Annotated in this window: 20 protein-coding genes; 8 read left to right on the top strand and 12 right to left on the bottom strand. The window is 67.6% G+C overall.

The annotated features are described in order from the left end of the window. Positions 1 to 85: 85 nt before the first annotated feature. The 3 genes from A5707_RS12870 to A5707_RS12860 are packed head-to-tail and all read right to left on the bottom strand — an operon-like array spanning position 86 to position 3,605. Positions 86 to 1,390, bottom strand: coding sequence for an amidohydrolase family protein (locus tag A5707_RS12870; protein ID WP_065014830.1), 1,305 nt, complete (start codon positions 1,388 to 1,390; stop codon positions 86 to 88). After that, positions 1,384 to 2,571 (bottom strand): CoA transferase, encoded by a 1,188-nt coding sequence (locus A5707_RS12865; RefSeq protein WP_065014860.1) that lies wholly within the window; start codon positions 2,569 to 2,571, stop codon positions 1,384 to 1,386. The genes A5707_RS12870 and A5707_RS12865 overlap by 7 nt, the downstream gene beginning before the upstream one ends. A 50-nt stretch (positions 2,572 to 2,621) precedes the next feature. Continuing rightward, complete coding sequence (locus A5707_RS12860; RefSeq protein WP_065014829.1) at positions 2,622 to 3,605, bottom strand: MaoC family dehydratase; 984 nt, start codon at positions 3,603 to 3,605, stop codon at positions 2,622 to 2,624. A gap of 29 nt (positions 3,606 to 3,634) precedes the next feature. Between A5707_RS12860 and A5707_RS12855 the strand changes: the two genes are divergently transcribed. After that, a complete protein-coding gene (locus A5707_RS12855) occupies positions 3,635 to 4,786 on the top strand; it encodes an acyl-CoA dehydrogenase family protein (protein ID WP_065014828.1) in 1,152 nt (383 codons plus the stop codon). Positions 4,787 to 4,870: 84 nt separating this feature from the next. Here the strand turns inward: A5707_RS12855 and A5707_RS12850 are convergent, their stop codons facing one another. The 5 genes from A5707_RS12850 to A5707_RS12830 form a co-directional block, all read right to left on the bottom strand. Then, a complete protein-coding gene (locus tag A5707_RS12850; RefSeq protein WP_065014827.1) occupies positions 4,871 to 5,761 on the bottom strand; it encodes an enoyl-CoA hydratase/isomerase family protein in 891 nt (296 codons plus the stop codon). Further along, positions 5,758 to 7,275, bottom strand: a complete 1,518-nt coding sequence (fadD4, locus tag A5707_RS12845; RefSeq protein WP_065014826.1) for a fatty-acid--CoA ligase FadD4 — start codon at positions 7,273 to 7,275, stop codon at positions 5,758 to 5,760. Before fadD4 ends, A5707_RS12850 begins: the two co-directional genes overlap by 4 nt. A 152-nt stretch (positions 7,276 to 7,427) precedes the next feature. Then, positions 7,428 to 9,248 carry a phosphoenolpyruvate carboxykinase (GTP) gene (locus tag A5707_RS12840; protein WP_065014859.1) on the bottom strand — a complete coding sequence of 607 codons (1,821 nt, stop codon included), beginning with the start codon at positions 9,246 to 9,248 and terminating at the stop codon, positions 7,428 to 7,430. Between the two features lie 126 nt (positions 9,249 to 9,374). Then, the gene (locus A5707_RS12835; RefSeq protein ID WP_197495320.1) at positions 9,375 to 10,868 is read right to left on the bottom strand and encodes a hypothetical protein; all 1,494 of its coding nucleotides are present in this window, start codon (positions 10,866 to 10,868) and stop codon (positions 9,375 to 9,377) included. Further along, positions 10,865 to 11,827 carry a hypothetical protein gene (locus tag A5707_RS12830; protein WP_065014824.1) on the bottom strand — a complete coding sequence of 321 codons (963 nt, stop codon included), beginning with the start codon at positions 11,825 to 11,827 and terminating at the stop codon, positions 10,865 to 10,867. Before A5707_RS12830 ends, A5707_RS12835 begins: the two co-directional genes overlap by 4 nt. A gap of 243 nt (positions 11,828 to 12,070) precedes the next feature. On the opposite strand from A5707_RS12830, the gene trmB reads away from it, so the two are divergent. From trmB to A5707_RS12815, 3 genes are all read left to right on the top strand, one after another. After that, the gene (trmB, locus tag A5707_RS12825) at positions 12,071 to 12,847 is read left to right on the top strand and encodes a tRNA (guanosine(46)-N7)-methyltransferase TrmB (RefSeq protein WP_065014823.1); all 777 of its coding nucleotides are present in this window, start codon (positions 12,071 to 12,073) and stop codon (positions 12,845 to 12,847) included. Beyond that, positions 12,844 to 13,539, top strand: a complete 696-nt coding sequence (locus A5707_RS12820; RefSeq protein WP_065014822.1) for an NYN domain-containing protein — start codon at positions 12,844 to 12,846, stop codon at positions 13,537 to 13,539. Before trmB ends, A5707_RS12820 begins: the two co-directional genes overlap by 4 nt. Positions 13,540 to 13,600: 61 nt before the next feature. Beyond that, the gene (locus tag A5707_RS12815) at positions 13,601 to 16,513 is read left to right on the top strand and encodes an MMPL family transporter (protein ID WP_065014821.1); all 2,913 of its coding nucleotides are present in this window, start codon (positions 13,601 to 13,603) and stop codon (positions 16,511 to 16,513) included. 22 nt (positions 16,514 to 16,535) lie between these two features. On the opposite strand, the gene A5707_RS12810 is transcribed toward A5707_RS12815, so the two are convergent. Next, positions 16,536 to 17,684, bottom strand: a complete 1,149-nt coding sequence (locus A5707_RS12810) for an AI-2E family transporter (protein WP_065014858.1) — start codon at positions 17,682 to 17,684, stop codon at positions 16,536 to 16,538. 117 nt (positions 17,685 to 17,801) lie between these two features. On the opposite strand from A5707_RS12810, the gene A5707_RS12805 reads away from it, so the two are divergent. Then, positions 17,802 to 18,995, top strand: a complete 1,194-nt coding sequence (locus A5707_RS12805; protein WP_065014820.1) for a TIGR00374 family protein — start codon at positions 17,802 to 17,804, stop codon at positions 18,993 to 18,995. A 4-nt stretch (positions 18,996 to 18,999) separates the two neighbouring features. Here A5707_RS12805 and A5707_RS12800 read toward each other — a convergent pair whose 3' ends face one another. Continuing rightward, on the bottom strand, positions 19,000 to 19,527 hold the full coding sequence (locus A5707_RS12800) for a hemophore (RefSeq protein WP_065014857.1): 528 nt from the start codon (positions 19,525 to 19,527) through the stop codon (positions 19,000 to 19,002). Positions 19,528 to 19,744: 217 nt separating this feature from the next. Between A5707_RS12800 and A5707_RS12795 the strand changes: the two genes are divergently transcribed. From A5707_RS12795 to A5707_RS12785, 3 genes are read left to right on the top strand one after another with little or no spacing between them, the layout of a single operon-like run. Beyond that, on the top strand, positions 19,745 to 22,732 hold the full coding sequence (locus A5707_RS12795) for an MMPL family transporter (protein WP_065014819.1): 2,988 nt from the start codon (positions 19,745 to 19,747) through the stop codon (positions 22,730 to 22,732). Continuing rightward, positions 22,729 to 23,262 carry a hypothetical protein gene (locus A5707_RS12790; RefSeq protein ID WP_065014818.1) on the top strand — a complete coding sequence of 178 codons (534 nt, stop codon included), beginning with the start codon at positions 22,729 to 22,731 and terminating at the stop codon, positions 23,260 to 23,262. Before A5707_RS12795 ends, A5707_RS12790 begins: the two co-directional genes overlap by 4 nt. Then, positions 23,262 to 23,681, top strand: a complete 420-nt coding sequence (locus tag A5707_RS12785; RefSeq protein ID WP_065014817.1) for a CoA-binding protein — start codon at positions 23,262 to 23,264, stop codon at positions 23,679 to 23,681. The genes A5707_RS12790 and A5707_RS12785 overlap by 1 nt, the downstream gene beginning before the upstream one ends. A gap of 117 nt (positions 23,682 to 23,798) precedes the next feature. Here the strand turns inward: A5707_RS12785 and A5707_RS12780 are convergent, their stop codons facing one another. Both A5707_RS12780 and A5707_RS12775 read right to left on the bottom strand, forming a co-directional pair. Then, positions 23,799 to 24,488 (bottom strand): hypothetical protein, encoded by a 690-nt coding sequence (locus A5707_RS12780; protein ID WP_065014816.1) that lies wholly within the window; start codon positions 24,486 to 24,488, stop codon positions 23,799 to 23,801. Then, positions 24,485 to 25,099 carry a hypothetical protein gene (locus A5707_RS12775; protein WP_065014856.1) on the bottom strand — a complete coding sequence of 205 codons (615 nt, stop codon included), beginning with the start codon at positions 25,097 to 25,099 and terminating at the stop codon, positions 24,485 to 24,487. Before A5707_RS12775 ends, A5707_RS12780 begins: the two co-directional genes overlap by 4 nt. Between the last annotated feature and the right edge of the window lie 47 nt (positions 25,100 to 25,146).

Here is a 25,146-nt window from a genome sequence, read left to right as displayed (position 1 = left end):
GTTCAACGCTTACGCACCGACCACCAAACCAACCTTCAACCACCACGACACGCGGCCGCTTGACATAGGAGCAACACGCTCGCGGCTAAGAACGCGCGTAGACGATCTCGCCGCCGATGATGGTTGCGGCAACGAGTTCGGCCTCCAGTTCGGCCAGCGCGGCTTCGGGCGGGGCAGTCAGCAGGCACAAGTCGCCCGGCTGTCCCGGTTCGACGGTGCGAACGCGGCTGGGATGTTCGGGCCAACCCAAAAACATCATCACCGCCCGTCGCTGCGGGATGCATTCGCTGGCGTTGAGCACAGCGCCGCTGGGGGTAGTGCGGTGTACGGCGGCCCGCATGGCCGCCCACGGGTCGCCCTGGCCGAAGGGCATGTCGGTCGACAGTGCGACGGGGATTCCGGCTAGCAGCAGCGACGCGACCCGCCACAGTTGGTGGTGTTCGACGGCGGGCACCTCGGCGAGGTACTGGTCGCCGCGCTCGGCGACAAAGTTGGGTTGGGTCACCACCGTCACGCCGAGTTCGGCGAGATCGTCGAGGGCATCAGATGGCACCATCGCGGCGTGTTCGATGCGGTCACGTGGATGCGAGCCCGCCTGACGCAAGGCCGCGATCGTCACGACCAATTGGGCGGCCGTCACGCAGTGCACGGCGACGGGGCCGCCGCTGTGGTGCCGCTCGGCAATCCAGTCGGCCAGCTCCTCGAGGTCGAGGTTGTCGTCGTGCAGGATGCGTTTGCCCGGCGACAGACAATGCACACGTTGACGCAGGGCGCCCCGGCGCTGCAGCTCTTTCAGTTGCACGATGGCCGCGATGTCGAGATCCGGTGTGGCGTCAGTGATTCCGGTAACACCGTAACGGCTCAACCGACGGCTGAAGTCAGCGAGATCGGTCTGTCGCCGGCGCAGCGCATTCGACCAGATCGGGTCGGCGCTGCGCACCCGACCGTCGGGATGGTCGGGCAGCCCGATGCGGGCCAGACCTGCGGAGTTGAGGACCCACAGCACGCCGCTGCGGTGCTGTATCCGCAGCGGAACCCTCGGTGCCAGAGCATCCAGCGTCGTCCGGTCCAACGGCCCGGCAACCGAGTCGTGGTAGCCCACGGCGCGGATCCAACCGTCGTCGCCGGCTTCGGCGGTGGCCAGGGCGTCGGCGAGGGCCCGGCGGTCCCGCACCGCCGGCGGCCCGGCCTGCACCGATGTCGTGGCGGCCGCGGCGGAGTGCAGGTGGACGTGGTGGTCGTGCAGGCCGGGCAGCACGGTTCCGCCGCGTGCATCGAACACGTCTTCGCCGGGCAGCCGTGTGAGTTGGTCATCCACGTCGTCGATCTGCGCGCCGACCCGGATATCGAGCACGGCGCCGTCGAGCCGGGTCGCGCGTCGAATCAGCATGGCGCACTGCGCTTTTCACTGACAATGCGTTGCACCGCGGCGTTGTCGGCGCCCAGCGGTGATGCCGGCGGGACTGGTGGCGGCGGCCGCGGAGGCGCGACGGGTGCCTCGCACGCCGACGACGCCTGTGGCAGTGCGGCATAGCGTGCAGCCACGCCGGCCATCGACACGTCGATCAGTTCCCCGCCGCCCCGGCGTAGTGACTGCGCCACCGCCCGCGCGGCCTCCAGGCCGCTGAGCGGGTCGGCGATCGCGTCGCCGCAGAACACCGGCCCGTCGGCGCCCACGCCGACGAGCCCACCGGCGACCGCGGCGTCGTCGCCGAACGCCGGCCGGTCCGGCTGTCCGGCATAACCGCCGACGCGCAGCCAGACCCGGCCGGGGCGGTCGGGTATGTCGTCGACACTGAGCCGGCGCCGTCGCAGCGCAGCCGGGCGCGAACCCTCGATCACGACGTCGGCTGCTGTCACAAGATCGCGCAGCGCCTGCCGATCATTATCGAACTCTACTGCGTAGCACAGCTTTCCGAAGTTCATCCAGTCGAAGAACGCCGGTTCGCCACGACGGGTGCCATCGGGGCGGGCAAACGTCTCCACTTTGACCACGATGGCGCCAGCACGGGCGAGCAACTGGGCGCACAGCGGTCCCGCCCACAGCGACGACAGGTCGGCGACCAGCAACCCGTCGGGTCTGCGCGGTTCGGTGCCGCTACCGATCGGCTGCACCGTCGGCGCCGTCGGCGGGGACTCGTTCAATGCCGCGGCGGCGATATCCAGCAGCAGAGCGCGGGCGACCACAGCCTGCGTGGAATGTGCTGCGGCCCAATGTGTTAGCGCTGGCCACGGGTCGGCGGGAACCGTATGAGTTTCCAGCAGCGCGGGCAGCGCCTCGACGTCGTCGGCGCGAGGCAGCGAGATCGCGCACCAGCCGTCGGCGGTAGACAACAGCCGCGTCGCACCGCCCGCCGAGACACGCCCCTGCCGCGTCAGCCCGAGCAGCGCCGCGCGGCCGGCCAACACGGTGGCGGCATCGATCTCGACGGCGGTGAGTTCAGCGATGTCTGCGGTGACCCGCCGGGCCTCGGCCAGCACCGCCGAACGGGAGAAGTCAGCCGGGCCGTCAGGCTGACCGGTCAGCTGGGCCAACCCGCTGCCGGCCCAGTCGATCGAGACCGAATCCACTTCGCTATTGTCCTTTTCCGCCGCGAGCAGCCGCAAAAGTGCCCCGCTGGTCAGAACTGCAGCGCGGTAAACCGCCAATCCAGCACCTGCCGGTCGGCTTCGGTATCGCCGGCGGCATAGACCACCGACCGCAGTCTCAACAAGCCGCCACGATCGGTCGCTTCGGCGGACTCGACATGCAGCTCGCTGTGCAGTGTGTCGCCCTCGTACACCGGAGCGGTGTGGTCGCAGGACTGCCAGCTCAACACGGTGGCCAGGTTCGGCAGCAGCCGGGTGGCCTGCGCCAAAGCCAGCCCGATAGTGTGCCCGCCGTACACCAGCCGACGCCCGCCGATACGCGAATCATGATGCACCGCGGCGATATTCAGCGTCAGTCGAGCCAGTTCGGGTGCACTGCTGACGACGTCGCCGCTACTGTGCAGCACCATCCCGGCCATGGTGGGATCGAAATGGGGGCCCGGGATGCGCTGGCGGAATACCTCGCCGTTCCACTCGTCGGTGGCCGGCGGTGGCGGCGTCAGATCGGCGCCGACTGTGGACAGGTCGTCGGTGTGCTCCGCGGCGTTCGGTTCGGCCTCCGGGCTCAACGGCAGCATCGCGCAGCGATAAAAGTCGAGGACCAAGCGGTCGGCCTGGTCGATGGTGGTCATCCGCAAGGCCACCAGGCCGGTGGGCGCCCGTCCGGGTTTGGCCGAGTTTTTCTTCAGGCCCACGACCTCGGTGCGGGTGAACAAGCTGTCGCCGATGGCGGGGAAGCGGTAGAACACCAGGCCGCGGTAGAACAGGTTGGCCTTGACGTGCTGGGTCACCAATGTCGACTGGCCGATGGCGACGTCGCAGACCAGACCGGGGTGGGCCAGCGGCGCAGGCGACCCGGTGACGGCCAGCGACAACTCGGCATCCAGCGGCAACCGCAGCCGATCGCCGAGGATGCTCTGATGGACGGCGGCCGCGCCGGGGGTCAACGTCATCGCGGGAGCGGCGGGAAAGACCTGGCCGACGTGCAGATCGTCGAAGTACGGGCCGCCGCTCATCGGGTTGTCAGCCGTGTCAGCATGGCCGTATGAGCGGGCTGAGCGACGAAGAGACGATGCTTGTCGAGACGGTGCGTGGATTCATCGACAAAGAGGTCAGGCCGACGGTGCGCGAAGTCGAGCATGCCAACGAGTATCCCGAAGCGTGGATCGAGCAGATGAAGCGCATCGGCATCTACGGCCTGGCCGTCCCCGAGGAGTATGGCGGGTCGCCGGTGTCAATGCCGTGCTACGTGCTGGTCACCCAGGAGCTGGCGCGCGGCTGGATGAGCCTGGCCGGTGCGATGGGTGGGCACACCGTCGTCGCCAAGCTGCTCACCCAGTTCGGCACCGAGGAACAGCAGCGTCGCTATCTGCCGGCGATGGCCACCGGCGAGCTTCGGGCCACGATGGCACTCACCGAGCCGGGTGGCGGCTCGGATCTGCAGAACATGTCGACGACCGCCCTGCCCGACGGCGACGAGCTGGTAATCAACGGGTCCAAGACCTGGATCAGCAATGCCCGGCGTTCTGGCCTCATCGCGTTGCTGTGTAAGACCGATCCGCAAGCGACACCACGTCATTCAGGCATCTCGGTGGTCCTTGTCGAACCTGGGCCGGGCCTGACGATCTCGCGGGATCTGCCCAAACTCGGCTACAAGGGCGTCGAAAGCTGCGAGCTGTCATTCGACGGCTACCGCGTGCCTTCGTCGGCCGTACTCGGCGGCACGCCGGGTCGGGGCTTCGGGCAGATGATGAAAGGCCTTGAAACTGGCCGTATTCAGGTGGCTTCGCGAGCGTTGGGGGTGGCGACTGCTGCTCTCGATGATGCGCTGGCTTATGCCCAGCAGCGGGAAAGCTTCGGCAAGCCGATCTGGAAACATCAGGCCGTCGGCAACTATCTGGCCGACATGGCTACCAAGCTCACCGCCGCGCGTCAGCTCACGCGTTATGCCGCCGAGCGCTACGACAGCGGCGAGCGCTGCGACATGGAGGCCGGAATGGCCAAGCTGTTCGCCTCGGAGGTGGCGATGGAAATCGCCCTGAATGCCGTCCGCATTCACGGCGGCTACGGCTACTCCACCGAGTACGACGTCGAGCGGTACTTTCGCGACGCGCCGCTGATGATTGTCGGCGAAGGCACCAACGAGATCCAGCGCAATGTCATTGCCGGACAACTGGTTGCGCGCGGCGGGATCTAGTGCTCACGTCCCCAGTGGCCAGTTTTTCCACGGTTTTCCGCGGGCTGCGTGCGTCAAGCTGGCAACTCGGCTGGCTGCAGCCGGCTAGCCGACCGCGTCCACCAACCCCCACGCCAGCGCCGTCGCAGCATCGATTGTGCGGCCCGACAGCACCAAATACGCGGTGCGCCAACGACCGATCCGGCGTGTGACGCTGACGGTGCCGCCCGCGCCCGGGATCAGGCCGAGGCTTAACTCAGGCAGTCCGAAGACCGAATCCGGTTGCGTGTCAACCCGACCGCAGAACGCCGCCATCTCCAATCCGCTGCCCAGCACCTGACCGTGCACCTCGGCGCGGCAGGAGGGTCCGAGCCGGGTGGTCAACGCATCGAGCACCACGGCGGGACTGTGGCGGGTGCGGGCCAGATGGGCGCTGGCCGGATCGGCGAAGCTGCCGAATTCCGCGAGGTCCCCGCCGCTGCAAAACGACGGCCCGTTTCCGCTGAGCACCACCTCGTCGACCGACGGGTCGAGTTGCGCCACGGCCAGGGCCTCCAGCAGTGCGGCGCGGGCGTCGGTGGAAAACGCGTTGTGGCGCGACGGTCGGTTGAAGGCGATGCGCAGCGTGTTGCCGTCGCGGTGGGCCCGGACCGGATCGGCAATATCGGGCATTCGGACCGTTCCCCGCTCGGCAAGCCACCGGGTGAACTCCGGGCCGGACTGCAACGTGGAATAGGCCAGCGACTCGGTGACCACGCCGGCCAACGTCGAGCCGTCCGGATCGATGGACCGCAGCACGTCGTCGCATACCGCCGCAGCAAGAGGCCAACGTTCCAGCCGCGCAGCGAGTTCGGTCACCGTCGCCTCGACTGACGGCACGGTGACCACTCGCCGATCGTCGCACGGATCCTCTGTCAGCGTGAAAGTCGTTTCGTCACTGGCGCTTTCACTGGCAGTACCGATAACGATTCCGGCGGGCAACTCGACGAGGGTCACACCGAATACTTCTTGACCAGTTCGCCTTTGAACATTTTGCCGGTTTCGGTGCGCGGCAACTGCGCCTCGAACGATACCGACCGCGGGCATTTGTAGTGCGCCAGCCGATCTCGCAGCCAGCCCAGCAGCTCGTCGGCGAACTGATCGGTGGCATCGGCGGGGTCGAGAGTCTGCACCACCGCCTTGACGCTTTGACCCATCTCGTCGTCGGGGATGCCGAAGACCGCAGCGTCAAGGACTTTGGGATGGGTGACGAGCAGGTTCTCGGCTTCTTGCGGGTAGATGTTCACGCCGCCGGAGATGATCATGTGGTGACGGCGGTCGGTCAGGTACAGGTAGCCTTCGTCGTCGAGGTAGCCGACGTCGCCGACGGTCGCCCAACCGTGCTTGTCGCGCGACTTGGCCGTCTTGTCCGGGTCGTTGAGGTACTCGAAGGCGTTGCCGCCCTCGAAGTAGATTTCGCCGGCCTGATTCGGCGGCAACTTGTTGCCATTCTCGTCGAGGATGTGCACCACGCACATCATCGGCTTGCCGACCGAGCCGGGGTGAGCCAGCCATTCGTCGGCGCTGATCAGCGTCGAACCGTGCGCCTCGGAGGAGGCGTAGTACTCGTCGATGATCGGCCCCCACCAGTCGATCATCTGCTGCTTGATCTCTACTGGACAGGGCGCCGCCGCGTGCATCACGCGCTGCAGTGACGACATGTCGTACGAACTGCGCACCGCCGCGGGCAATTTCATCATGCGAGTGAAGTGAGCGGGAACGAATTGAGCGTGAGTGACCCGGTGGCGCTGGATGGCATCGAGGCAGCCTTCGGGATCGAATTTCTCCAGCACTACCGTGGTGATGCCGGCGGCCTGCGCGCTCATCGACCACACTGACGGGGCGGTGTGATACAGCGGCGCTGGACTCAAGTAGACGGATTCGGGCGTCATCCAAACCGACACCAGCATCGACATCATGCCGGGTGCCTCCGACGGCGGCACATGCGGCAGTTCGCGTTTGATGCCTTTGGGCCGACCCGTGGTGCCCGACGAGTACTGCAGCAGATCACCTTCGATCTCGTCGTCAACCGGTGTATCCGGTTGATCGGCAACGCATTCCGGGTAGCGCTGCCAGCCGGGGAGGTCATCGTCGGCGATCAGCAATAGCTCGGGCAGGCCGCCCGGTAAGTGCTCGGCCAAGTTCTCACACGTCTTGCGCAGCGCGGCCGAGCCGATGATCGCCTTGGCGGCGCTGTTGTCGACGATGTACGCAGCCTCCGCCGCGGTCAGGTGGGTGTTGATCGGGACGTAGTACAACCCGCTGCGCCGCGCCGCCCACATGATCGCGTGAATGTGCTCATTGTTCTCCATGAGGATCGCGACGACGTCGCCCTCGGCCAGACCGGCCCGGCGGAAGTAGTGCGCCAGTCGATTGGCCCGAGCCTCCAGCTCGTCGAAGGTGATGACGGTGCCGGACGGATGCAAGATGACAGCGGGTTTATGGGCGCCGACGTGCTCGCGGATCTGCATGCGCAGACTGTACCGCCGTCAAACTTGACGGGTGTCAAGTGGTCGGTCGGCGGCCGCGAGCGTGCGCAAAAGCGGTAATTTCCCCGGCGTGTCGACCGGGGACACGCACGCTCGCGCAGGAAGGTGACCCCACGCTCGCGCAGGAAGGGAACCTAGCCCAGGCGCTGTTTGAGCGCCTCGAACTCGTCTTTGACGCCGGTCGGCAGCTTTTCGCCGACGAACTCGAACCACTCCTCGATCATCGGCAGCTCTTCGCGCCATTCGTCGGCGTTGACCGCCAACGCCCGGTCCACATCGGCGGCGTCGACGTCGAGACCCTCGAGGTCCAAGTCGTCAGCGGTGGGCACGATGCCGATCGGAGTGTCCTGGCCGCCGGCCCTGTGCTCGATGCGGTCGACGATCCATTTCAGCACCCGGCTGTTCTCGCCGAAGCCCGGCCACAGGAACTTGCCGTCCTCGCCGCGGCGGAACCAGTTCACGAAGAACACCTTCGGCATCTTGGACTCGTCGGAGTTCTTGCCGATGTCGATCCAGTGCTGGAAGTAGTCGCCGACGTGGTAGCCGCAGAACGGCAGCATCGCCATCGGGTCGCGGCGCACGGTGCCGACCTTGCCTTCGGCGGCCGCGGTCTGCTCGCTGCCCATGGTGGCACCCATGAACACCCCGTGCTGCCAGTCGCGCGCCTGGGTGACCAGCGGCACCGTGGTCTTGCGGCGCGCGCCGAACAAGATGCCCGAGATCGGCACGCCCTGTGGGTCGTCCCATTCTGGCGCCAGGATCGGGCACTGCGACATCGGGGTGCAGTACCGCGAGTTCGGGTGGGCGGCTTTGGTTTCCGTCTCGCGGATAATCCAGTCCTGGCCCTTCCAGTCGATCAGGTGATCCGGCTCGCCCTCCAGGCCCTCCCACCACACGTCACCGTCGTCGGTGAGGGCGACGTTGGTGTACACGGTGTTGCCCGCCTCGAGCGTGCGCATCGCGTTGGGATTGGACTTCCAGTTGGTGCCCGGGGCGACGCCGAAGAAGCCGTACTCCGGGTTGACCGCGTAGAGCCGGCCGTCCTTGCCGAACCGCATCCAGGCGATGTCGTCGCCGAGCGTTTCAGCGCGCCAGCCGGGGATCGTCGGCTGCAGCATTGCCAAGTTGGTCTTGCCGCACGCCGACGGGAACGCGGCGGCGAAGTAATACGCCTTGTTCTCCGGTGAGATCAGCTTGAGGATCAGCATGTGCTCGGCCAGCCAGCCCTCGTCGTGGGCCATCGCCGAAGCGATCCGCAGCGAGTAGCACTTCTTGCCCAGCAGCGCGTTGCCGCCGTATCCGGAGCCGTAGCTCCAAATCTCGCGGGTCTCCGGAAAGTGGGTGATGTATTTGGTCTCATTGCACGGCCACGGCACGTCTTTTTGCCCCGGCTCCAGCGGCGCCCCCACGGAGTGCAACGCCTTGACGAAAAACCCGTCGTCGCCGAGCTTCTCCAGCGCGGCGGCGCCCATCCGGGTCATCACCTTCATCGAGACGACGACGTACTCGGAATCGGTGATCTCCACCCCGAGCTTGGGGTCTTCGGCGCCGAGCGGGCCCATGCAGAACGGCACCACCCACATGGTGCGACCGCGCATACAACCCCGGTAGAGGTCGGTCATGATCGAGCGCATCTCGGCCGGGTCCATCCAGTTGTTGGTCGGCCCCGCACCGCTTTCCTGCTCGGTGCAGATGAAGGTGCGGGATTCGACGCGCGCCACATCGGCCGGGTCGGACAGCGCCAGGTAGGAGTTGGGCCGCTTCTCCGGGTTGAGCCGCTTGAACGTGCCCGCCTCGACCAGTTGCTCGGCCAGCCGCAGCCACTCCTCGTCGGACCCGTCGGCGAACACCACCCGCTCGGGCTCGGTAAGCTCGGCGACCTCCGCCACCCAGGACAGCAGGCCCTGGTGGTTTGTCGGCGCGGTATCCAGACCGGGAATGGTCGCTGAGGTCATCGAAATCTCCTGCACTCTTCTGCGTTGATGTTGCGCAGCTGGTTTGCGGTAGTCCTTAATACAGGTTATCGCGGGCCGTATACCCAAAATGGCGCGGGCGTGTATCAGCTAGCTCACGGGAACGATTCAGATCGCCTCATCTGCCCCAGCTGTGGGCACGGACACGGTCTCGGCGGGGGCGCCCGACGCCTCCGGACGCGGCTCATCCAGTTCGTCGCGGATCGCGTCGAGCGCCGCCTGCAGTGTCGGCATCTCCCGGTCCCGCAGGGCAGCGGCTCGTGCCGCGACGACGGCATGCTCGCGAAGCTCGGCGTCGATGACGCCGATCTGCTCGGCCACCCGGGTGCTTTCCGCCTCGTCGTGTTCACCGAGGGCTGCGCTCAGCGCCGATTCGGCGGCCAGCACCCGGGTAGCGACGAGCTGCTCGACTGCGGACCGCAGCGACCCCGTCGCCTCGCCGACCCAGCGGTCGAGCACCGCGCGGTCGGCCAGCAAGCCGCGGGTGCCCACCAACAGAACGGTGACCGCCAATCCGACCAGCACACAGCCGACGGCGCTGGCCACGGTCAGTCCCGGAGCCAAGTCGACCAGCAGCCGGCTCAGCGTCAGCGCCACACCCAACCCGAAGCCGGCGCCCAGCAACAGCATCAGCCGGGTTTCCAGCCGCCGCGACTTCAACGGCGGCGCCGGGATGTCGATCTCGGGCAGCGCGCCCGGTGGCGGCTCCACTGCCAGATTCAGCACGTGGGCGACATCGACCAAATGCGCGGTGATGCCCTCGTCCACCTCGCTGACGACCTGCTCGATGCGGCCGCGGGCGTAGGCCTCGAACTCGGCCAGCTTCCGCCGGCTCAGCCCGGCCGCATCCTCCTGTAGCTCCGAGCGCACGGAAGCGCAGCGATTGCGGGCGAAATACGCCAGCTGGACGCGGGCTTGCTGGGTCTGGCTGCGCAGCGCGATGCTGCGCTCGGATTTGGACAGCCGCCGTTCCCGCAGCAGCGTGCTGCGCTGCTCGCGGAGGTTGTCGACGCGCGCGCGCCGACCCGCACCCTCGGCCTCCCGGTCATAGCGGCAGGCGACTGCCCGCAACCGGGATTCCCAGGCCCGCAACCGGTTTCGTCGCGCGATATCCGAAGCGGCCAGTTGCTCATCGACGGCGGCCACCAGGTCGTCGACCCGGGGCGCACCGACCTCCGGCGCCGCAGCTGCGCCCACCCACGGCACCCGGTGGTAGCGCGGCGCGTGCTGCGCCAGCGCGTCGCGGTCGTCGGCCAGCGTCTCGCGCCAATTGCGGTGCCGGTCGATCTTGGACACCACGGCGATCACCACGTCAGTGTCGGCGGCCGCGGCATCAAGTAGGGCACAGTCGGATCCGGTCAACGCGGCGGCCGCGGACACCACGAACACCACCGCCGTCGGCGCCTCGCCTGCTGCGAGGTCGGTGGATTCGACGAATGTGTGCCGGGGCAGCCGTTGGCGCAGCGCGGCGATCACGCCGCTGACTCCGGCGAGCCAGGGGCCGGTGACCAGCACGACGTCGCGGCGTTGAACGACAGGTGCCGTCAGCCGCGGACCGACGGCACCGACCAGCGCGTCCACCTCGACAACCGGGTCCGTCACGGCGGCCCCCCGGCCTGCGACCAAAGCCGCAACGATCCCTTGGCGATGTCGGCGCCGCAGGCGCGGTGCACGCTCGTTACCGGGCCCCGGCCGTACCGCTGCCAGTGCAGCGCCCGTCGCAACAGCGCCGCGGGACTGTCGCACCGGTCGACGTGCAGGCCTGCGGCCTCGACGACGTCGGTCGCGGCGGCCATCCGGGCGATCACCGTCTGGTCGCGGGCCAAAAACGCCGCGACCGATGAATCGGTGACGGCCATCGCCTCCAGGTCGGCGACGGCGTCGAGCAGCCGCTGATACCGCACCCCGGCTCCGGCGGCCGTGATGGCGGCGACGACGGCGTCGAGGCGGCTCAGCCGGCGCAGCTCGGCCTCGATTGACGCGGTCGAGGCTCCGCGGGCGAGGGCGGCGGCCGCCTGGATGATCCCGACGAGGTCGAGCGTGTCCAGCAGCCGCCGCCGAAGTTGCGCTGGCAGCGGATGGTCGGCGGTCAGGAAGCTGTCCGGAGAGCTCACGTCGGCCGGCCGATCGGCGAGCATCCGCAACGCAGCCCACAGCGTGTCGTCCAGCAGGCCGTCGAGGACGGCGACGGCCAGCATCGCGACCATGGGTTCGACAGGTACTCCCAGGGCAGCGGTTGGTCCGGCGACGACGTCGGCCTTGTTCAGCACCGCCAGCACCGGCTGGCGGGCGGCCCCGACGGCGTCGCGGTCCTCGGGTTTGACCACTTCGGCGAGAACGTAGACCTGCAGATCGGCGTCATCTGGAGAGGGCGTCACGACGATCCCGGCGCGGGCGAGGGCCCGCGCGACAGTGCGGCGCCCCACCCCGCCGCGCCCGCCGACGGCCACCCGCACCGGCGCGTCGAGCCGCTCCGCGATCCCCGTGCATCGCTCGTCGCCGGTCTGGGCGATGTATCGCGCCAGCTCGTCGACGAAGTCCCGGTACCGCTGTCCGATCATGTCTGCCTGCTAGATCTGATTGCCCGGCTCCTCCTCGGACCGCTGCCGGTCCGCATCGTCGCCGCGCGGTCTGAATGGTCGTCGGTTGCCCGGCCTGCCATTCTGGCTGAGCGGGGGTGAGGAACCGGCGGGCAGGACCTATCGAATGGTGGCATCTGCGACACCGGGCCGCGAGCCACCCGCCACGCGAGAAGGCAACTGTTGGGTATCAATCTGCACCACGGACGGCTAGCCGCTGGGTTTATGGGTAACCATGGACAAATGCATGCACAGCCCGGGGTAGAGGCACGCCCCGATACGGCGGTGTCAGCGCAGCCCACGACCGGCAGCTATCCCCGCACGACCAGCTTCCGCACCCGGCGTTCGGCCCTCAGCAATGCCCAGCAGCGGACCTGGGAGCGGCTGTGGCCGGAGCTCGGCATGGCCGCCCGCGGCCCCGACGGCCCGGCCGGGCAGCTCGACATTGGCGCCTGGTTCGGGCGTGAAGCCCCGACGGTTCTGGAAATCGGTTGTGGCACTGGGACTTCCACGCTCGCCATGGCGCAGGCCGAGCCGGACGTCGATGTGATCGCCGTCGAGGTGTATCGCCGTGGCCTGGCGCAGCTGTTGAGTGCCGTCGAACGCGAGGACGTCACCAACATCCGCTTGATCCGCGGGGATGCCGTCGACGTGCTGGAGCATCTCCTCGCCCCCGCCACGCTCACCGGGGTGCGGGTGTTCTTCCCGGATCCGTGGCCCAAGGCCCGCCACCACAAGCGGCGGCTCCTGCAACCGGCCACTGTGGCCCTGATCACCGATCGACTGCGTCCCGGCGGGGTGCTGCATGCCGCGACCGATCACTCCGGCTACGCCGAGCAGATCGCCGAGGTCGGCGACGCCGAACCTCAGCTGCGCCGGCTGAGTCCTGATACGCCGGGACTGCCGATCTCGGTTGTTCGGCCGATCACCAAATATGAGACCAAGGCCCGCGACGCCGGCAGCGCCGTGACCGAGTTGCTCTGGGAAAGACGCCAACCATGAGCGTGACGGAACAAGCCGAGACACCTGGTCCGGTCACCCCCGGGGGCGACATCGGCGACCTGGCACCGGCCGCGTCGCGGGTGTTGCTGGTGTGGGATGCGCCCAACCTGGACATGGGCCTGGGTTCCATCCTGGGCCGCCGGCCCACGGCGCTGGAACGGCCCCGCTTCGACGCGCTCGGCCGCTGGTTGCTGTCCCGCACCGCCGATGTGACCGCCGGAGGCGAAGTCGGCTCGGCTGAACCCGAAGCCACCGTGTTCACCAACATCGCGCCGGGCAGCGCCGAGGTGGTCCGGCCCTGGGTCGATGCCCTGCGCAATGTGGGGTTCGCCGTCTTCGCCAAGCCGAAGATCGACGAGGACAGCGACGTCGACAGCGACATGCTCCACCACATCGCGCAGCGCCGGGGCGAGGGGCTGGCGGCGCTGGTGGTGGCCTCTGCGGATGGCCAGGCCTTCCGTCAGCCGCTGGAAGAGATCGCCCGCGACGGGGTTCCCGTTCAAGTGCTCGGATTTCGCGAACACGCGAGTTGGGCGTTAGCGTCGGATACCTTGGAGTTCGTCGACCTGGAGGACATACCTGGTGTTTTCCGGGAGCCGCTACCGCGAATCGGACTGGATTCGCTGCCTGAGCAGGGGGCGTGGCTGCAGCCGTTCCGGCCGCTGTCGTCGCTACTGACCTCGCGTGTGTGACAACTGGAGAAATATGCCGCGGGTCACTGAGATTTTTCAGCAGATCCAGTAAGGAGCTTACGTGTTCGCCTGGTGGGGACGAACTGTCTACCGCTACCGGTTCATCGTAATCGGGGTCATGGTGGCGCTTTGCCTCGGCGGCGGCATTTTCGGGATGAGTCTGGGTAAGCACGTCACCCAGAGCGGGTTCTACGACGAGGGCAGCGAGTCGGTGCGGGCGTCCATCGCCGGCGACGAGGCGTACGGGCGCGACCGCACCAGCCACGTCGTTGCGGTATTCACCGCGCCCAAGGGCAAGACCGTCGACGACAAGCAGTGGTTCGACAGCATCAAAAACGGGCTCAACAAGGTCAAAAGCGACCATCCGGACCAGGTGCTCAGTTGGGTGGGATATTTCACCAACCCCGAGGCGTTGCACAACATGGCCGACGCCGACAAACAGCATGCGTTCGCGTCCATCCAGCTCAAGGGCGACGACGACGACACCATCCTGAAGAATTACCAGGCCGTCGAACCGAGCCTGCAAAAGCTCGACGGCGGCACGGTCAAACTGGCCGGGTTGCAGCCGATCGCCGACGCACTGACCGGCACCATCGCCACCGACCAGAAGCGGATGGAGGTCCTGGCGCTGCCGCTGGTGGCAGTGGTGCTGTTCTTCGTGTTCGGCGGGGTGATCGCCGCCGGCCTGCCGGTGATGGTCGGCGGTTTGAGCATCGCCGGGGCGACGGGCATCCTGCGGGTGGTCACTCTCTTCGGGCCGGTGAACTTCTTCGCCCAACCGGTGATCTCGCTGATCGGGTTCGGTCTCGCCATCGACTACGGGCTGTTCGTGGTGAGCCGCTTCCGGGAGGAGATCGCCGAAGGCTACGACACCGAGGCCGCGGTGCGGCGCAGTGTGATGACCGCGGGCCGGACCGTGGTGTTCTCCGCGGTGCTGATCATCGTCTCGGGCGCCGCGCTGCTGGTGATGCCGCAGGCCTTCGTGAAGGGGCTGACCTACGCGATCTTCGCGGCGGTGGGGCTGGCGGCGCTGCTGTCGATCACGCTGCTGCCCGCCTGCCTGGGCGTGTTGGGCCCCAACGTCGACGCGCTCGGGGTGCGGACCCTGTTGCGGGTGCCGTTCTTCCGCAACTGGAAGCCGATGAACTGGTGGCTGAATTTCCTGGCCGACAAGACCCAGAAGACCAAGACGCGCGAGGAAGTCGAGGGCGAGTTCTGGGGCAAGCTGGTCAACATCGTGATGAAACGCCCGCTGGCGTTCGCCGTCCCGATCGTGATCGCGATGATTCTGCTGATCATCCCGTTGGGCAAGCTGTCCTTCGGCGGCATGAGCGAGAAGTACCTGCCACCGGACAACTCCGCCCGGGTGGCCCAAGAGCAGTTCGACAAAATCTTCCCCGGCTTCCGAACCGAGAAGCTGACGCTGGTGATCGAATCCGACAACCACAAGGACGTCACCAACCAACAGGTCGCCGACGTCCGCAACAAGGCGATGGCGATCAGCGGATTCGTCAAACCCGACGACAACCCGGCCGACATGTGGAAAGAACGCCCCGAGTTACCGGGTGCGTCGAAGGACAAATCGGTCCGAGTGATCGAGAACGGCCTGGTCAACCGCAACGACGCCGCGCAAAAGATCAAAGACCTGCGGGCGATCCCTGTCCCCAAGGGGCTCAACCTGCTGGTCGGTGGGACCCCCGCGCTCGAGCAGGACAGCATCCACGCCCTGGCCGCAAAGGGTCCCCTGATGCTGGTGCTGCTGCTGACCACCACCACCCTGTTGATGTTCCTGGCGTTCGGGTCGGTGGTGTTGCCGCTCAAGGCCGCGGTGATGAGCGCGTTGACGCTCGGGTCGACGATGGGCATCCTGACCTGGATCTTTGTCGACGGCCACGGCGCGGGGTTGTTGAACTTCACTCCGACGCCGTTGATGGTGGTCGTTATCGCGCTGGTGGTCGCGGTCGGCTGGGGCTTGGCCACCGACTACGAGGTGTTCCTGGTTTCCCGGATGGTGGAGGCGCGGGAATCCGGCATGTCCACCTCGGAGGCGATCCGGATCGGCACCGCCACGACTGGCCGCCTGATCACCGCGGCGGCGCTGATCCTTGCCGTGGTTGCCGGCTCGTTCGTGTTCTCCGACCTGGTGATGATGAAATACCTGGCGTTCGGGTTGATGGCGGCGCTGCTGCTGGACGCCACCGTGGTGCGGATGTTCCTGGTGCCGTCGGTGATGAAGTTGCTCGGCGACGACTGTTGGTGGGCGCCGCGCTGGATGAAGCGACTGCAGAACCGTCTGGGGCTGGGCGAGATCCACCTGCCCGCCGAGCGCAAGCGGCCGACACAGCGTCGGCCCCAGCAGGCCGCGGCCGCGGCGCTCGTCCCGGCTGCCGCAAAGCCGCGACCTCCGCACGATCCCACCCATCCGGTGGAGGGGCCTGCCCGTCGGCGTCCGCCCGTTCGGCCGGATCAGCGGCCGCCGGTTCCGGAGGCACCCTCGACTGCCGGCACCACCCGGATGCGGGTTCCGGAGCCGGACAACTCCGACGAGCCGGCGACCACTCGCATCCCCACGCCCCGGGATGCCGCACCCGCTCCCGCCCGCGGCGGCGAACGCCCACCCGCGCCGACCGGTAGGCCCACGACGGGCGAACCGCCCGCCGGTGCGGAAGATCGCGAGATCGAATCCTGGCTCAGCGAGCTGCGTGGCCCGAAACAAGCTGAGCAGCAAGCTAATTCACGCGATACAGCCAACGCCGCGCCGGTGTCCCAGGACCGGCCTGCCGAGGAGGCATCCTCCGACGACGGCGATGCCACCACCGCGATCCCGATCGCGCCACCGGACGACAGCGATTCCGAAGCGGCAACCGAGAAACTGAATTCTCGAGGTGCGGATTCTCCCAATGCCGAGCGGCCGCGACGCCGCGGCGGCGGCCTGAGCGCGCAGGACCTGCTGCGCCGCGAAGGAAGGTTTTAGCCCGGCGCCGATGCAGGGCCTTTTAGCCCGCCTGATCGGCCGCCGACTCGGCCTCGACGTCGTCGGGTTCGGCCTCGATGATGCCGTCGCCGTTCTCGGTGAGCTCCTCGGCCTCCTCCGACGGTTCCCGGGCGAGCAGCACTTTGAACGCGTTATTGAGGAACGCCACCGTCGGAACGGACAGCAGCGCGCCGACGATCCCGGCCAGCACGCCGCCGGTCGAGATCGCCAACACGATCGCCAGCGGATGGATCGCTACCGCCCGGCCCATCACCAGCGGCTGCAGGATGTGCGCCTCCAGTTGGTTGACCCCGACGATGATGCCCAAGGTGATCAGCGCGTAGACGAATCCCTTTGCGAGTAAAGCGACAACCACGGCAAGAAAGCCGCTGATGACGGCACCGACCAGCGGGATGAAGGCACCGAGGAACACCAGTGAGGCCAGCGGAAGAGCCAGCGGCACACCCAGGATCGCCAGACCGATGCCCACGCCCGCCGCGTCGACCAACGCCACCAGCGAGGTGCCGCGTACGTAACCGATCAACGTCCCGTATCCGGCCCGGCCTGCCTCACGCACCCGTTCTCGCGCGCTGACCGGAAAGATCTTGGTGACGTACTGCCAGATATTGCGGCCGCCGTAGAGGAAGAAGATCAGCGTGAACAGCATCATCAGCCCGGCGGTGACGATCTCGGTAAGCGTCGCCGCTGTGGACAACGCGCCGCTGGTCAGCTTGGCCTGGTTGTTCTGCAGCGCCTCGATCGCGGTATTGCCTGCGTTGTCGATTTGCTGACGACTCACATGTAGGGGGCCTTCGATCAGCCATTTGCGGGTGGAATCGATGCTTTGCGTGACGCGGTCGATCAAATCCGGCAAGCCGATGACGAACTGGGTGATGACGAACGACAAAATGCCGCCCAGCACCGCAAAGCCGCCCAGCAGCACCAGCGTCACCGCGGCGCCGCGTGGCACGCGCCGGCGGTCCATCCAGTCCACCGCCGGCACCAGCAGCGCGCTCAGCATCAACGCCAGCAGCACTGGGACGACGATGATTTCCAGCTTCTTGACGACCCAGAGGAACGCGACGACGGCAGCCAGAATGACCAATAATCGCCAGGCCCAGGCCGCGGTCTTGCGGACAAGAGGTTCAACCGAGTCGTCGATCGACGGCATGCCGGTAAGCGTAATCGTCAACCGAGCGCGCCAGCCTGCTAACAAACCGGTGCCGATGCCGACACGGCTGGTCGCGGCAGCGAACATGGCGCCACCTGCGCGGCTACCCTAAACGACGTGTCGCACGACGCACCGTCCAAAACGGTCGACGGTCAACCGGAACTACCAGCCCGCGGCAAGTATTGGTGGCTTCGTTGGGTGGTCCTGGGCATCGTCGCGATCGTGCTCGCCGTCGAAGTGGCCCTGGTGTGGGACCAGTTGGCCAAGGCGTGGAAGAGCCTTTACACGGCCAAGTGGTGGTGGCTGCTGGCCGCCGCGCTCGCCGCCGCCGCGTCGATGCACAGCTTCGCCCAGATCCAGCGCACGCTGCTGAAATCCGCCGGAGTGCACGTCAAGCAGTGGCGGTCGGAAGCCGCGTTCTACGCCGCCAACTCGCTGAGCACCACGCTGCCCGGCGGTCCGGTGCTGTCGGCCACGTTTCTGCTACGCCAGCAACGGATCTGGGGGGCGTCGACGGTCGTGGCGTCGTGGCAGCTGGTGATGTCGGGCGTATTGCAGGCGGTCGGGTTGGCGCTGCTTGGTCTAGGCGGCGCGTTCTTCCTGGGCGCGAAAAACAACCCGTTCTCGCTGCTGTTCACCCTCGGCGGCTTCGTCGCGTTGTTGCTGCTCGCCCAGGCGGTGGCATCGCGGCCGGAATTGATCGACGGCATCGGTGTGCGGGTGTTGTCCTGGATCAACTCGGTGCGCGGCAAGCCGGCCACCACAGGTTTGGACAAGTGGCGCGAGACGCTGCACCAGTTGGAGTCGGTCAGCCTGGGCCGTCGCGACCTGTCCCTGGCATTCGGTTGGTCCCTGTTCAACTGGATCGCCGACGTGGCCTGTCTGGGTTTCGCCGCGTACGCCGCCGGCGGTAATGCCTCGGTGGCCGGGCTGACCGTCGCCTACGCCGCGGCCCGCGCGGTCGGCACCATACCGCTGCTGCCCGGTGGACTGTTGGTGGTCGAAGCGGTCCTGGTGCCCGGCCTGGTGTCCAGCGGGATGACGCTGCCCACCGCGATCTCGGCGATGCTGATCTACCGGCTGATCAGCTGGTTGTTGCTGGCCGCAATCGGCTGGGTGGCGTTCTTCTTCATGTTCCGCACCGAGAACGAGGCCGACCCCGACGCGTTGGAATCCGACAACCAGGCTCACGCGGGGCCGGCGACACCGCAAAACGGAACCGCACCGGCCGATCCGCCCGACAACGCGTTGCAAGGCCCGCTGCCCCCGCTGGAGCAGCACGCCAAGAAGTCGGTGCGCAACGAGGGCTGAGCGGCTACCTGCCCGGGGCTGACGAGGCCGGGGGCGGACCCGGAAGCGGTCCCGTCGCCGCTGGCGCAGTGCCCTGCATCCCGGCGACCGTCTGGGCCGCCGCACCTCCCGGCAGGCCACCGGGCAGCCCGCCCTGCGCGGCCTGCATGGCTCCGAGCACCTGGGGAATCGATATCGGCAGCTTGCACCGGGTCGACAAGCCGGTGAGCGGCTGCGAGATCGACGTCAAATCGCCGGCCACCTTGGGGTTGGCTTCGAAGTAGGTCTTCAGCGACGCAACCGATTGAGGGCCGGCGGGCTGCTGCATGATGGCGGTCATCGCCTGGTTGGTTTCTGGATGCGAGTCCAGATAGTCACCGGTGGACTTGGCGACGGAGCTCACGGTCCGGGCCATCTCGCTGGCAGCGCAGGGATCCGTCGCGCCGACCGCCGACGGCACCGCCAACGCGACTGCCGCCGAGCCGCCCAGCGCAGTGGCGGTCAGCACGCCCAGCAGGCTGCGGCGCAGGGCGCTCCCAGACAGGACATTCATCGATAACTCCTCGACGTCGGCGATCACCGGACATCCTGCCATCGGGCGCGGCGGACCCGCCAATTCGCACGGCTGAGAAGCTGCTGTGCATCGGGCGCCCGTTGTCGAGTTGTTGCTGCTCAGAGACCGCCAAGCCGCAAAACATTACCGCATGCTGCGGTAGGCTCGCCTGCACGCAACGCGGGAGAATGCGGGGAGACAAGAAATCCAGCAATTCATAATGCGCCTCAGCAGTAACCTGCGCCGATTCCGCTGGCTGGTCTTCACGGGTTGGCTGCTGGCGCTGATCCCCGCGATCTATTTGACGGTGACCGAATCGGGTCACCTCACTGGCGGCGGCTTCGAGGTGGCCGGCTCGCAATCGCTGCGTGTCCATGACGAACTCGAGGCGCATTACCCCGATCAGGGCGCATCACCGCTGGCGCTGGTGGCCGCGCCGCGCGCGGACGCCAGCTACCAGGACATGAACGACGCGGTCGCGATGCTCAAGCGGGTTGCCGGCGAAGTGGCCGACGTGGTGATCGTGCCGAACCCCACCCAGCGGGCGCCGCAGCCTGACCGTCCCTATGTGGTGTCGCTGCGGCTGGACTCCAACAACACCGGCGCCAGCGCCAGTGACGCCGCCAAGAAGCTGCGCACCAAAGTCGGTGTCCACGGTGACCGGGCGGGGCAGATCGAAAACGGTCGGGTACGCCTCTATGTCATCGGCCAGGGTGCGCTCAGCACGGCCGCGGCGGCCAACACCAAACACGACATCGCCGCCGCCGAGCGATGGAACTTGCCGATCATCCTGATCGTGCTGCTCGCGGTGTTCGGTTCGCTTGCCGCCGCCGCGATCCCGCTGGCACTGGGCATCTGCACGGTCGCCATCACGATGGGCCTGGTCTATCTGCTGTCGGCCTACACCACGATGTCGGTGTTCGTGACCTCGACGGTGTCGATGTTCGGCATCGCACTGGCCGTCGACTATTCACTGTTCATCTTGATGCGGTTCCGCGAGGAGCTGCGCGCCGGACGTCAACCGCAAGAGGCCGTCGACGCGGCGATGGGCACCTCTGGACTCGCGGTAGTGCTGTCGGGCATGACCGTCATCGCCTCGCTGACCGGGATCTACCTGATCGACACCCCGGCGCTGGCGTCGATGGCGACAGGCGCGATCCTTGCGGTCGCGGTGGCGATGCTGACCTCGACCACCATGACGCCGGCGGTGCTGGCGACGTTCGGGCGGGCGGCCGCCAAGCGGTCCGCGGCGCTGCACTGGTCGCGGCGACCCGAAACGACGGTGTCGCGGTTCTGGACCCTCTGGATCGGCTGGGTGATGCGACGGCCGTGGGCCTCGGCGCTGGCCGCGTCAGCGGTTCTGATCGCGATGGCGGCGCCGGCACTATCGATGATTTTGGGCAACAGCCTGCTGCGCCAGTTCGACTCCTCGCATGAGATCCGCGCCGGCGTGGCGGGGGCAGCCGAAGCGCTGGGACCCGGCGCGTTGGGCCCGGTTCAGGTGCTGGTGACCTTCCCGAACGGGGATGCGTCGTCGCCCGGCCACAGCCAGGCGCTCGGAGCGATCCGCCACGAGATCGCCCAGGCCCCCGACATCGTCACCGTGGCGCCGCCGGTGTTCGCCGACGACAACAGCAGCGCGATGTTGTCTGCGGTGTTGTCGGTCGATTCCGAGAGTCTGGCTGCCCGCAACACCATCGACTGGATGCGCGCTCATCTATCCCCGCTGCCGGAAGTCGGCTCGGCACAGGTGGACGTCGGCGGGCCGACCGCGCTGATCAAAGACTTCGACGACCAGGTGTCGAGGACCCAGCCGCTGGTGCTGGTGTTCGTGGCGCTGATCGCGTTCGTCATGCTGCTGGTCTCGATCCAGTCGGTGTTGTTGGCCTTCAAAGGCGTGCTGATGACCGTGTTGTCGGTGGCGGCCGCCTACGGCAGCCTGGTGATGGTCTTCCAGTGGGGCTGGCTGGAGAAACTCGGCTTCACACCGATCACCTCGATCGACAGCACGGTTCCGCCCCTGGTGCTGGCGATGACCTTCGGCTTGTCGATGGACTACGAGATCTTCTTGCTGACCCGCATCCGGGAACGCTTCCTGCAGACCGGCAACACCCATGACGCGGTGGCCTACGGCGTGAGCACCAGCGCGCGCACCATCACCAGTGCGGCGCTGATCATGATCGCGGTGTTCATCGGTTTCGCGTTCGCCGGCATGCCGCTGGTCGCCGAGATCGGCGTGGCGTGCGCGGTGGCGATCGCGGTGGACGCCACCGTGGTGCGGCTGGTGATGGTCCCGGCGCTGATGGCGATGTTCGACCAGTGGAACTGGTGGCTGCCGGCCTGGCTGCACCGCATCCTGCCGTCGGTGGACTTCGAAAAGCCGCTGCCGACAGTGGATCTGGGTGACGTCGTGATGATCCCCGACGACATCTCCGCGCCGGTCGTGCCCGGCGCCGACCTGCGCATGGTGCTCAAGTCCGCGGCCAAGCTCAAAAACCTTGCCCCTGATGCGATCTGCGTGGCCGACCCGCTGGCGTTCACCGGAAGCGGTCGCGGCGGCGAGCTACGGGGCCGCGTCAAGGGCGGCGACGACGCCTCGACCGGCCGGACCGCTCTGGTTACCGCGGCAGCCGGCAACGGTGGATCGATGGCCCGCAAGTTCGTCGGCGGCCTGGCGTACCGCAACGGTGTCCGGGCGACGCCGCGGTCGGTGCGCCCGGTGCACCCGGTCACGGTGTGGCGCGGTCGGCTCTCGGTGGCGCTGGACGCGCTGCAAACCGAAGCCTCGGACAGCGACGTCGACCACCCGGTGTGCGAGCGGCGCAGCCCCGTCGAAACCACCCACGTGCAGCTGCCCACCGGCGATCGCCTGCAAATCCCGACCGGCGCGGAAACGCTGCGTTTCAAGGGCTACCTGATCATGTCCCGCAACAGCAGCCGCGACTACGCCGAATTTGCTGAGCTGGTCGACGCGATGGAGCCCGAAACTGCCGCGGTCGTGCTGGCCGGGATGGACAGGTACTACTGTTGTCCATCAGCCAGGCGGCAATGGATCGCTACCCAGCTGGTTCGCCGGCTCGCGGATCCACATCCATCCGATGTCGGCGACGACGGTTGGCCCGACCTGGACGGCAAGGCAGACTGGGAGAAGGTCAAAGCGCGCTGCCTGTCGGTGGCGGTAGCAATGCTGGAGGATGCGAGGTGACGTTGGCAGCGGACCGACGCCCCGGACCGGCGCCGCATCGGTCCGCCGCCGACCGCGGGCCGGGGTCCCCACCGCGGGGCGGCGCGCCCCAAACCGATCAGCCGGTCGAGTTCTGGCCGACGTCGGCGATCAGTTCCGCGCTGGAAAGCGGCGATATCGCCACCTGGAAGCAAATTGCCGTCGCGCTCAAACGTGACCCGTACGGCCGCACCGCCCGCCAGGTCGAAGAGGTGCTGGAACGCTCGCGTCCCTACGGGATCTCCAAGGCGCTCGCCGAGGTGCTGGAGCGCGCCCGCGCTCACCTGGAAGCCAATGAGCGCAAGGAAGTCGCCCGCCACGTGCAGGTGCTGGTGGAGCGATCGGGGTTGGAACGAGACGAATTCGCCTCGCGCATCGGCGTGCCCGTCGACGAGTTCGCTGCCTATCTCGACGCCGAGGTCAGCCCGTCGGCGGCGCTGATGATTCGGATGCGCCGGCTGTCGGACCGGTTTGCCAATGCACGGTCGCGTCGTCCGCCCGGAAATAACTGATGACCGGTCAGCCCGATGCCGCCGCGCTGCGGCGCATCCTGCAGGAGACCGAGACGATCGCCGTGGTCGGTGCGTCGGCCAACCACAGCCGGCCCAGCTATGAGATCTACTCGTATCTGATCGCGACTGGCCAGTATCGCGTGTTTCCGGTCAACCCGACGATCACCGAGATCGACGGCGCCCGCGTTTACCCGCGCCTGTCCGACCTGCCGGTGATACCCGATATGGTCGACGTCTTCCGCCGCCTCGAAGAGGTGCCCTCGGTGCTGGCCGACACGCTGGCTCTAAAACCCCGCCCGAAAACCCTGTGGCTGCAGCAGGGTTTGTGGGATGAGCAGGTGGGCCGCGACGCCGAGGCCGCCGGGCTGAATGTGGTGATGGACCGCTGCCTGATGGTCGAGCACGCGCGCCTGCGCTGACGCCGCGAGTCGGTGTCTCCTGAATCGAGTGTGAATCCTGGGCGGCGACACGCCGACGGCTAGCGCCCAGGATTCACACTGAAAGCCCTCACTGCACACTCGAACCGCGAGTTGCCGCTAGTGCGGGTTGACGGGGCCCCAGTCGAGCACCAGCCAACGGCCGCTGTCCTTGGTGAGGGCAACCTGCAGCGCCGGGGTGGCACGGCTGGGCTCCTCCCCCGGTGCGCCCTGGGTCACCCGCAGGATCACCGCCACCACAGCGCGCGACGGCCCGATCGCCTCGACACCGGCCGACAGCGCCTGAGCATGCGCGGTGATCTTGCGGTGGGCCAGATCTGCGCTGGCCTTCAGGTACTGGTCTTTGAGAGCACCAGCCTTGTCGGGCGCCATCATCGCTGTCGCGCGGTCGATCGAGACGCCGGGCGCGTTGGGCGTGAACGACGCCGCCGCCTCGGCCATTCCGGTCGCGATCGCCACCACCTCGGTCGCGTCGCGTTTGAGGTTGCGGTCCGGCACGGTCCAGCGGGTGTAGCCGACCACCACAGCGGCCACCAGCGCCGCCGCACATACGCCGACGACGGCCAGCCGCAGCCCGGGCCCGTCGTCGTCGGTGCCGACGGTGACCGAATCACGGCGTAGCAGCGCGAAGTTGACCAGCACACCCTCGGCGATCAACAGCACCAGCACAGAGCACGCCGAGACCCACCACAGCGGCCAGCCGAGAACCACCCCGATCATCACCAGCGCGCCGATCGCGGCCAGTGGTGCTGCGATATCGAACGCCAGTAACCGCCACGCGTTCCTCATCGAATCGACTCCAGCCGTGAGACCAACAGCTTGCCGTCCACGTCGGAGACGCCCAGCCGCAGACTCCAGTGCACGATCTGCGGCTTCGCGCCGGCGTTCTCACTGACCGAGGTGGCGACCACCATGACGGAGTCGGTTCGGCGTGCCATGCCCGCCGGCAACGGTTCAGCCGGTCGGCGGGTGCCGGGCTGGACGTCCGGGTCGTGGCGGACCGATTCGATCGCGATGGCCTCGATCTGTCCGACGCTGCGCGTTTGCAGCTTCTGCACCACTTGACGGTAGGGCTGCATCGCAGAGTCGAAATCGACGTTGAGCTGGCCGACGGTGCCGTCGTGGAGTCGCTGCAGGCTGGCGTCGACGTTGTCGGTGTGCATGTTGATCAGCACTCCGGTCCAATCCGCGGCTGTCTGCAGAACCCGGGTCTGGTAGCGGCGCTCGTCGAGGTCGCTGCGGTGTGCAGACCAGATGAGCACGCCCAGCACGATCGCCGCGACCGACAGCGCACCCAGCACCGCCGATGCGATGCCGTAGGCGGAAAAGAGCGGCCCACCCGACGGCTCGGCTGGGGCGTCGTCGGCGGCCGTCGGCTCGGTCTGCTCCCCGTCGGGCATGGCCGTGAGGGTACCGGGCGCCGGCAGCCGCCCGGCCACCGCCGCTG

This window comes from Mycobacterium kyorinense, from assembly GCF_001672775.1.
In the GTDB taxonomy this organism is placed as follows: Bacteria; Actinomycetota; Actinomycetes; order Mycobacteriales; family Mycobacteriaceae; genus Mycobacterium; species Mycobacterium kyorinense_A.
The sequence above is the reverse complement of the archived record's forward strand: the minus strand, read 5'-3'. Positions and strand labels throughout refer to the sequence as shown.

What these genes read in the sequence shown, in the direction of transcription:
- A5707_RS12830 (WP_065014824.1), bottom strand. Translation starts at nt 11,827, where the DNA reads ATGATCGGACAGCGGTACCGGGACTTCGTCGACGAGCTGGCGCGATAC.
- trmB (WP_065014823.1), top strand. Translation starts at nt 12,071, where the DNA reads ATGGGTAACCATGGACAAATGCATGCACAGCCCGGGGTAGAGGCACGC.
- A5707_RS12855 (WP_065014828.1), top strand. Translation starts at nt 3,635, where the DNA reads ATGAGCGGGCTGAGCGACGAAGAGACGATGCTTGTCGAGACGGTGCGT.
- fadD4 (WP_065014826.1), bottom strand. Translation starts at nt 7,275, where the DNA reads ATGCAGATCCGCGAGCACGTCGGCGCCCATAAACCCGCTGTCATCTTG.
- A5707_RS12775 (WP_065014856.1), bottom strand. Translation starts at nt 25,099, where the DNA reads ATGCCCGACGGGGAGCAGACCGAGCCGACGGCCGCCGACGACGCCCCA.
- A5707_RS12860 (WP_065014829.1), bottom strand. Translation starts at nt 3,605, where the DNA reads ATGAGCGGCGGCCCGTACTTCGACGATCTGCACGTCGGCCAGGTCTTT.
- A5707_RS12800 (WP_065014857.1), bottom strand. Translation starts at nt 19,527, where the DNA reads ATGAATGTCCTGTCTGGGAGCGCCCTGCGCCGCAGCCTGCTGGGCGTG.
- A5707_RS12820 (WP_065014822.1), top strand. Translation starts at nt 12,844, where the DNA reads ATGAGCGTGACGGAACAAGCCGAGACACCTGGTCCGGTCACCCCCGGG.
- A5707_RS12785 (WP_065014817.1), top strand. Translation starts at nt 23,262, where the DNA reads ATGACCGGTCAGCCCGATGCCGCCGCGCTGCGGCGCATCCTGCAGGAG.
- A5707_RS12780 (WP_065014816.1), bottom strand. Translation starts at nt 24,488, where the DNA reads ATGAGGAACGCGTGGCGGTTACTGGCGTTCGATATCGCAGCACCACTG.
- A5707_RS12840 (WP_065014859.1), bottom strand. Translation starts at nt 9,248, where the DNA reads ATGACCTCAGCGACCATTCCCGGTCTGGATACCGCGCCGACAAACCAC.
- A5707_RS12870 (WP_065014830.1), bottom strand. Translation starts at nt 1,390, where the DNA reads ATGCTGATTCGACGCGCGACCCGGCTCGACGGCGCCGTGCTCGATATC.
- A5707_RS12810 (WP_065014858.1), bottom strand. Translation starts at nt 17,684, where the DNA reads ATGCCGTCGATCGACGACTCGGTTGAACCTCTTGTCCGCAAGACCGCG.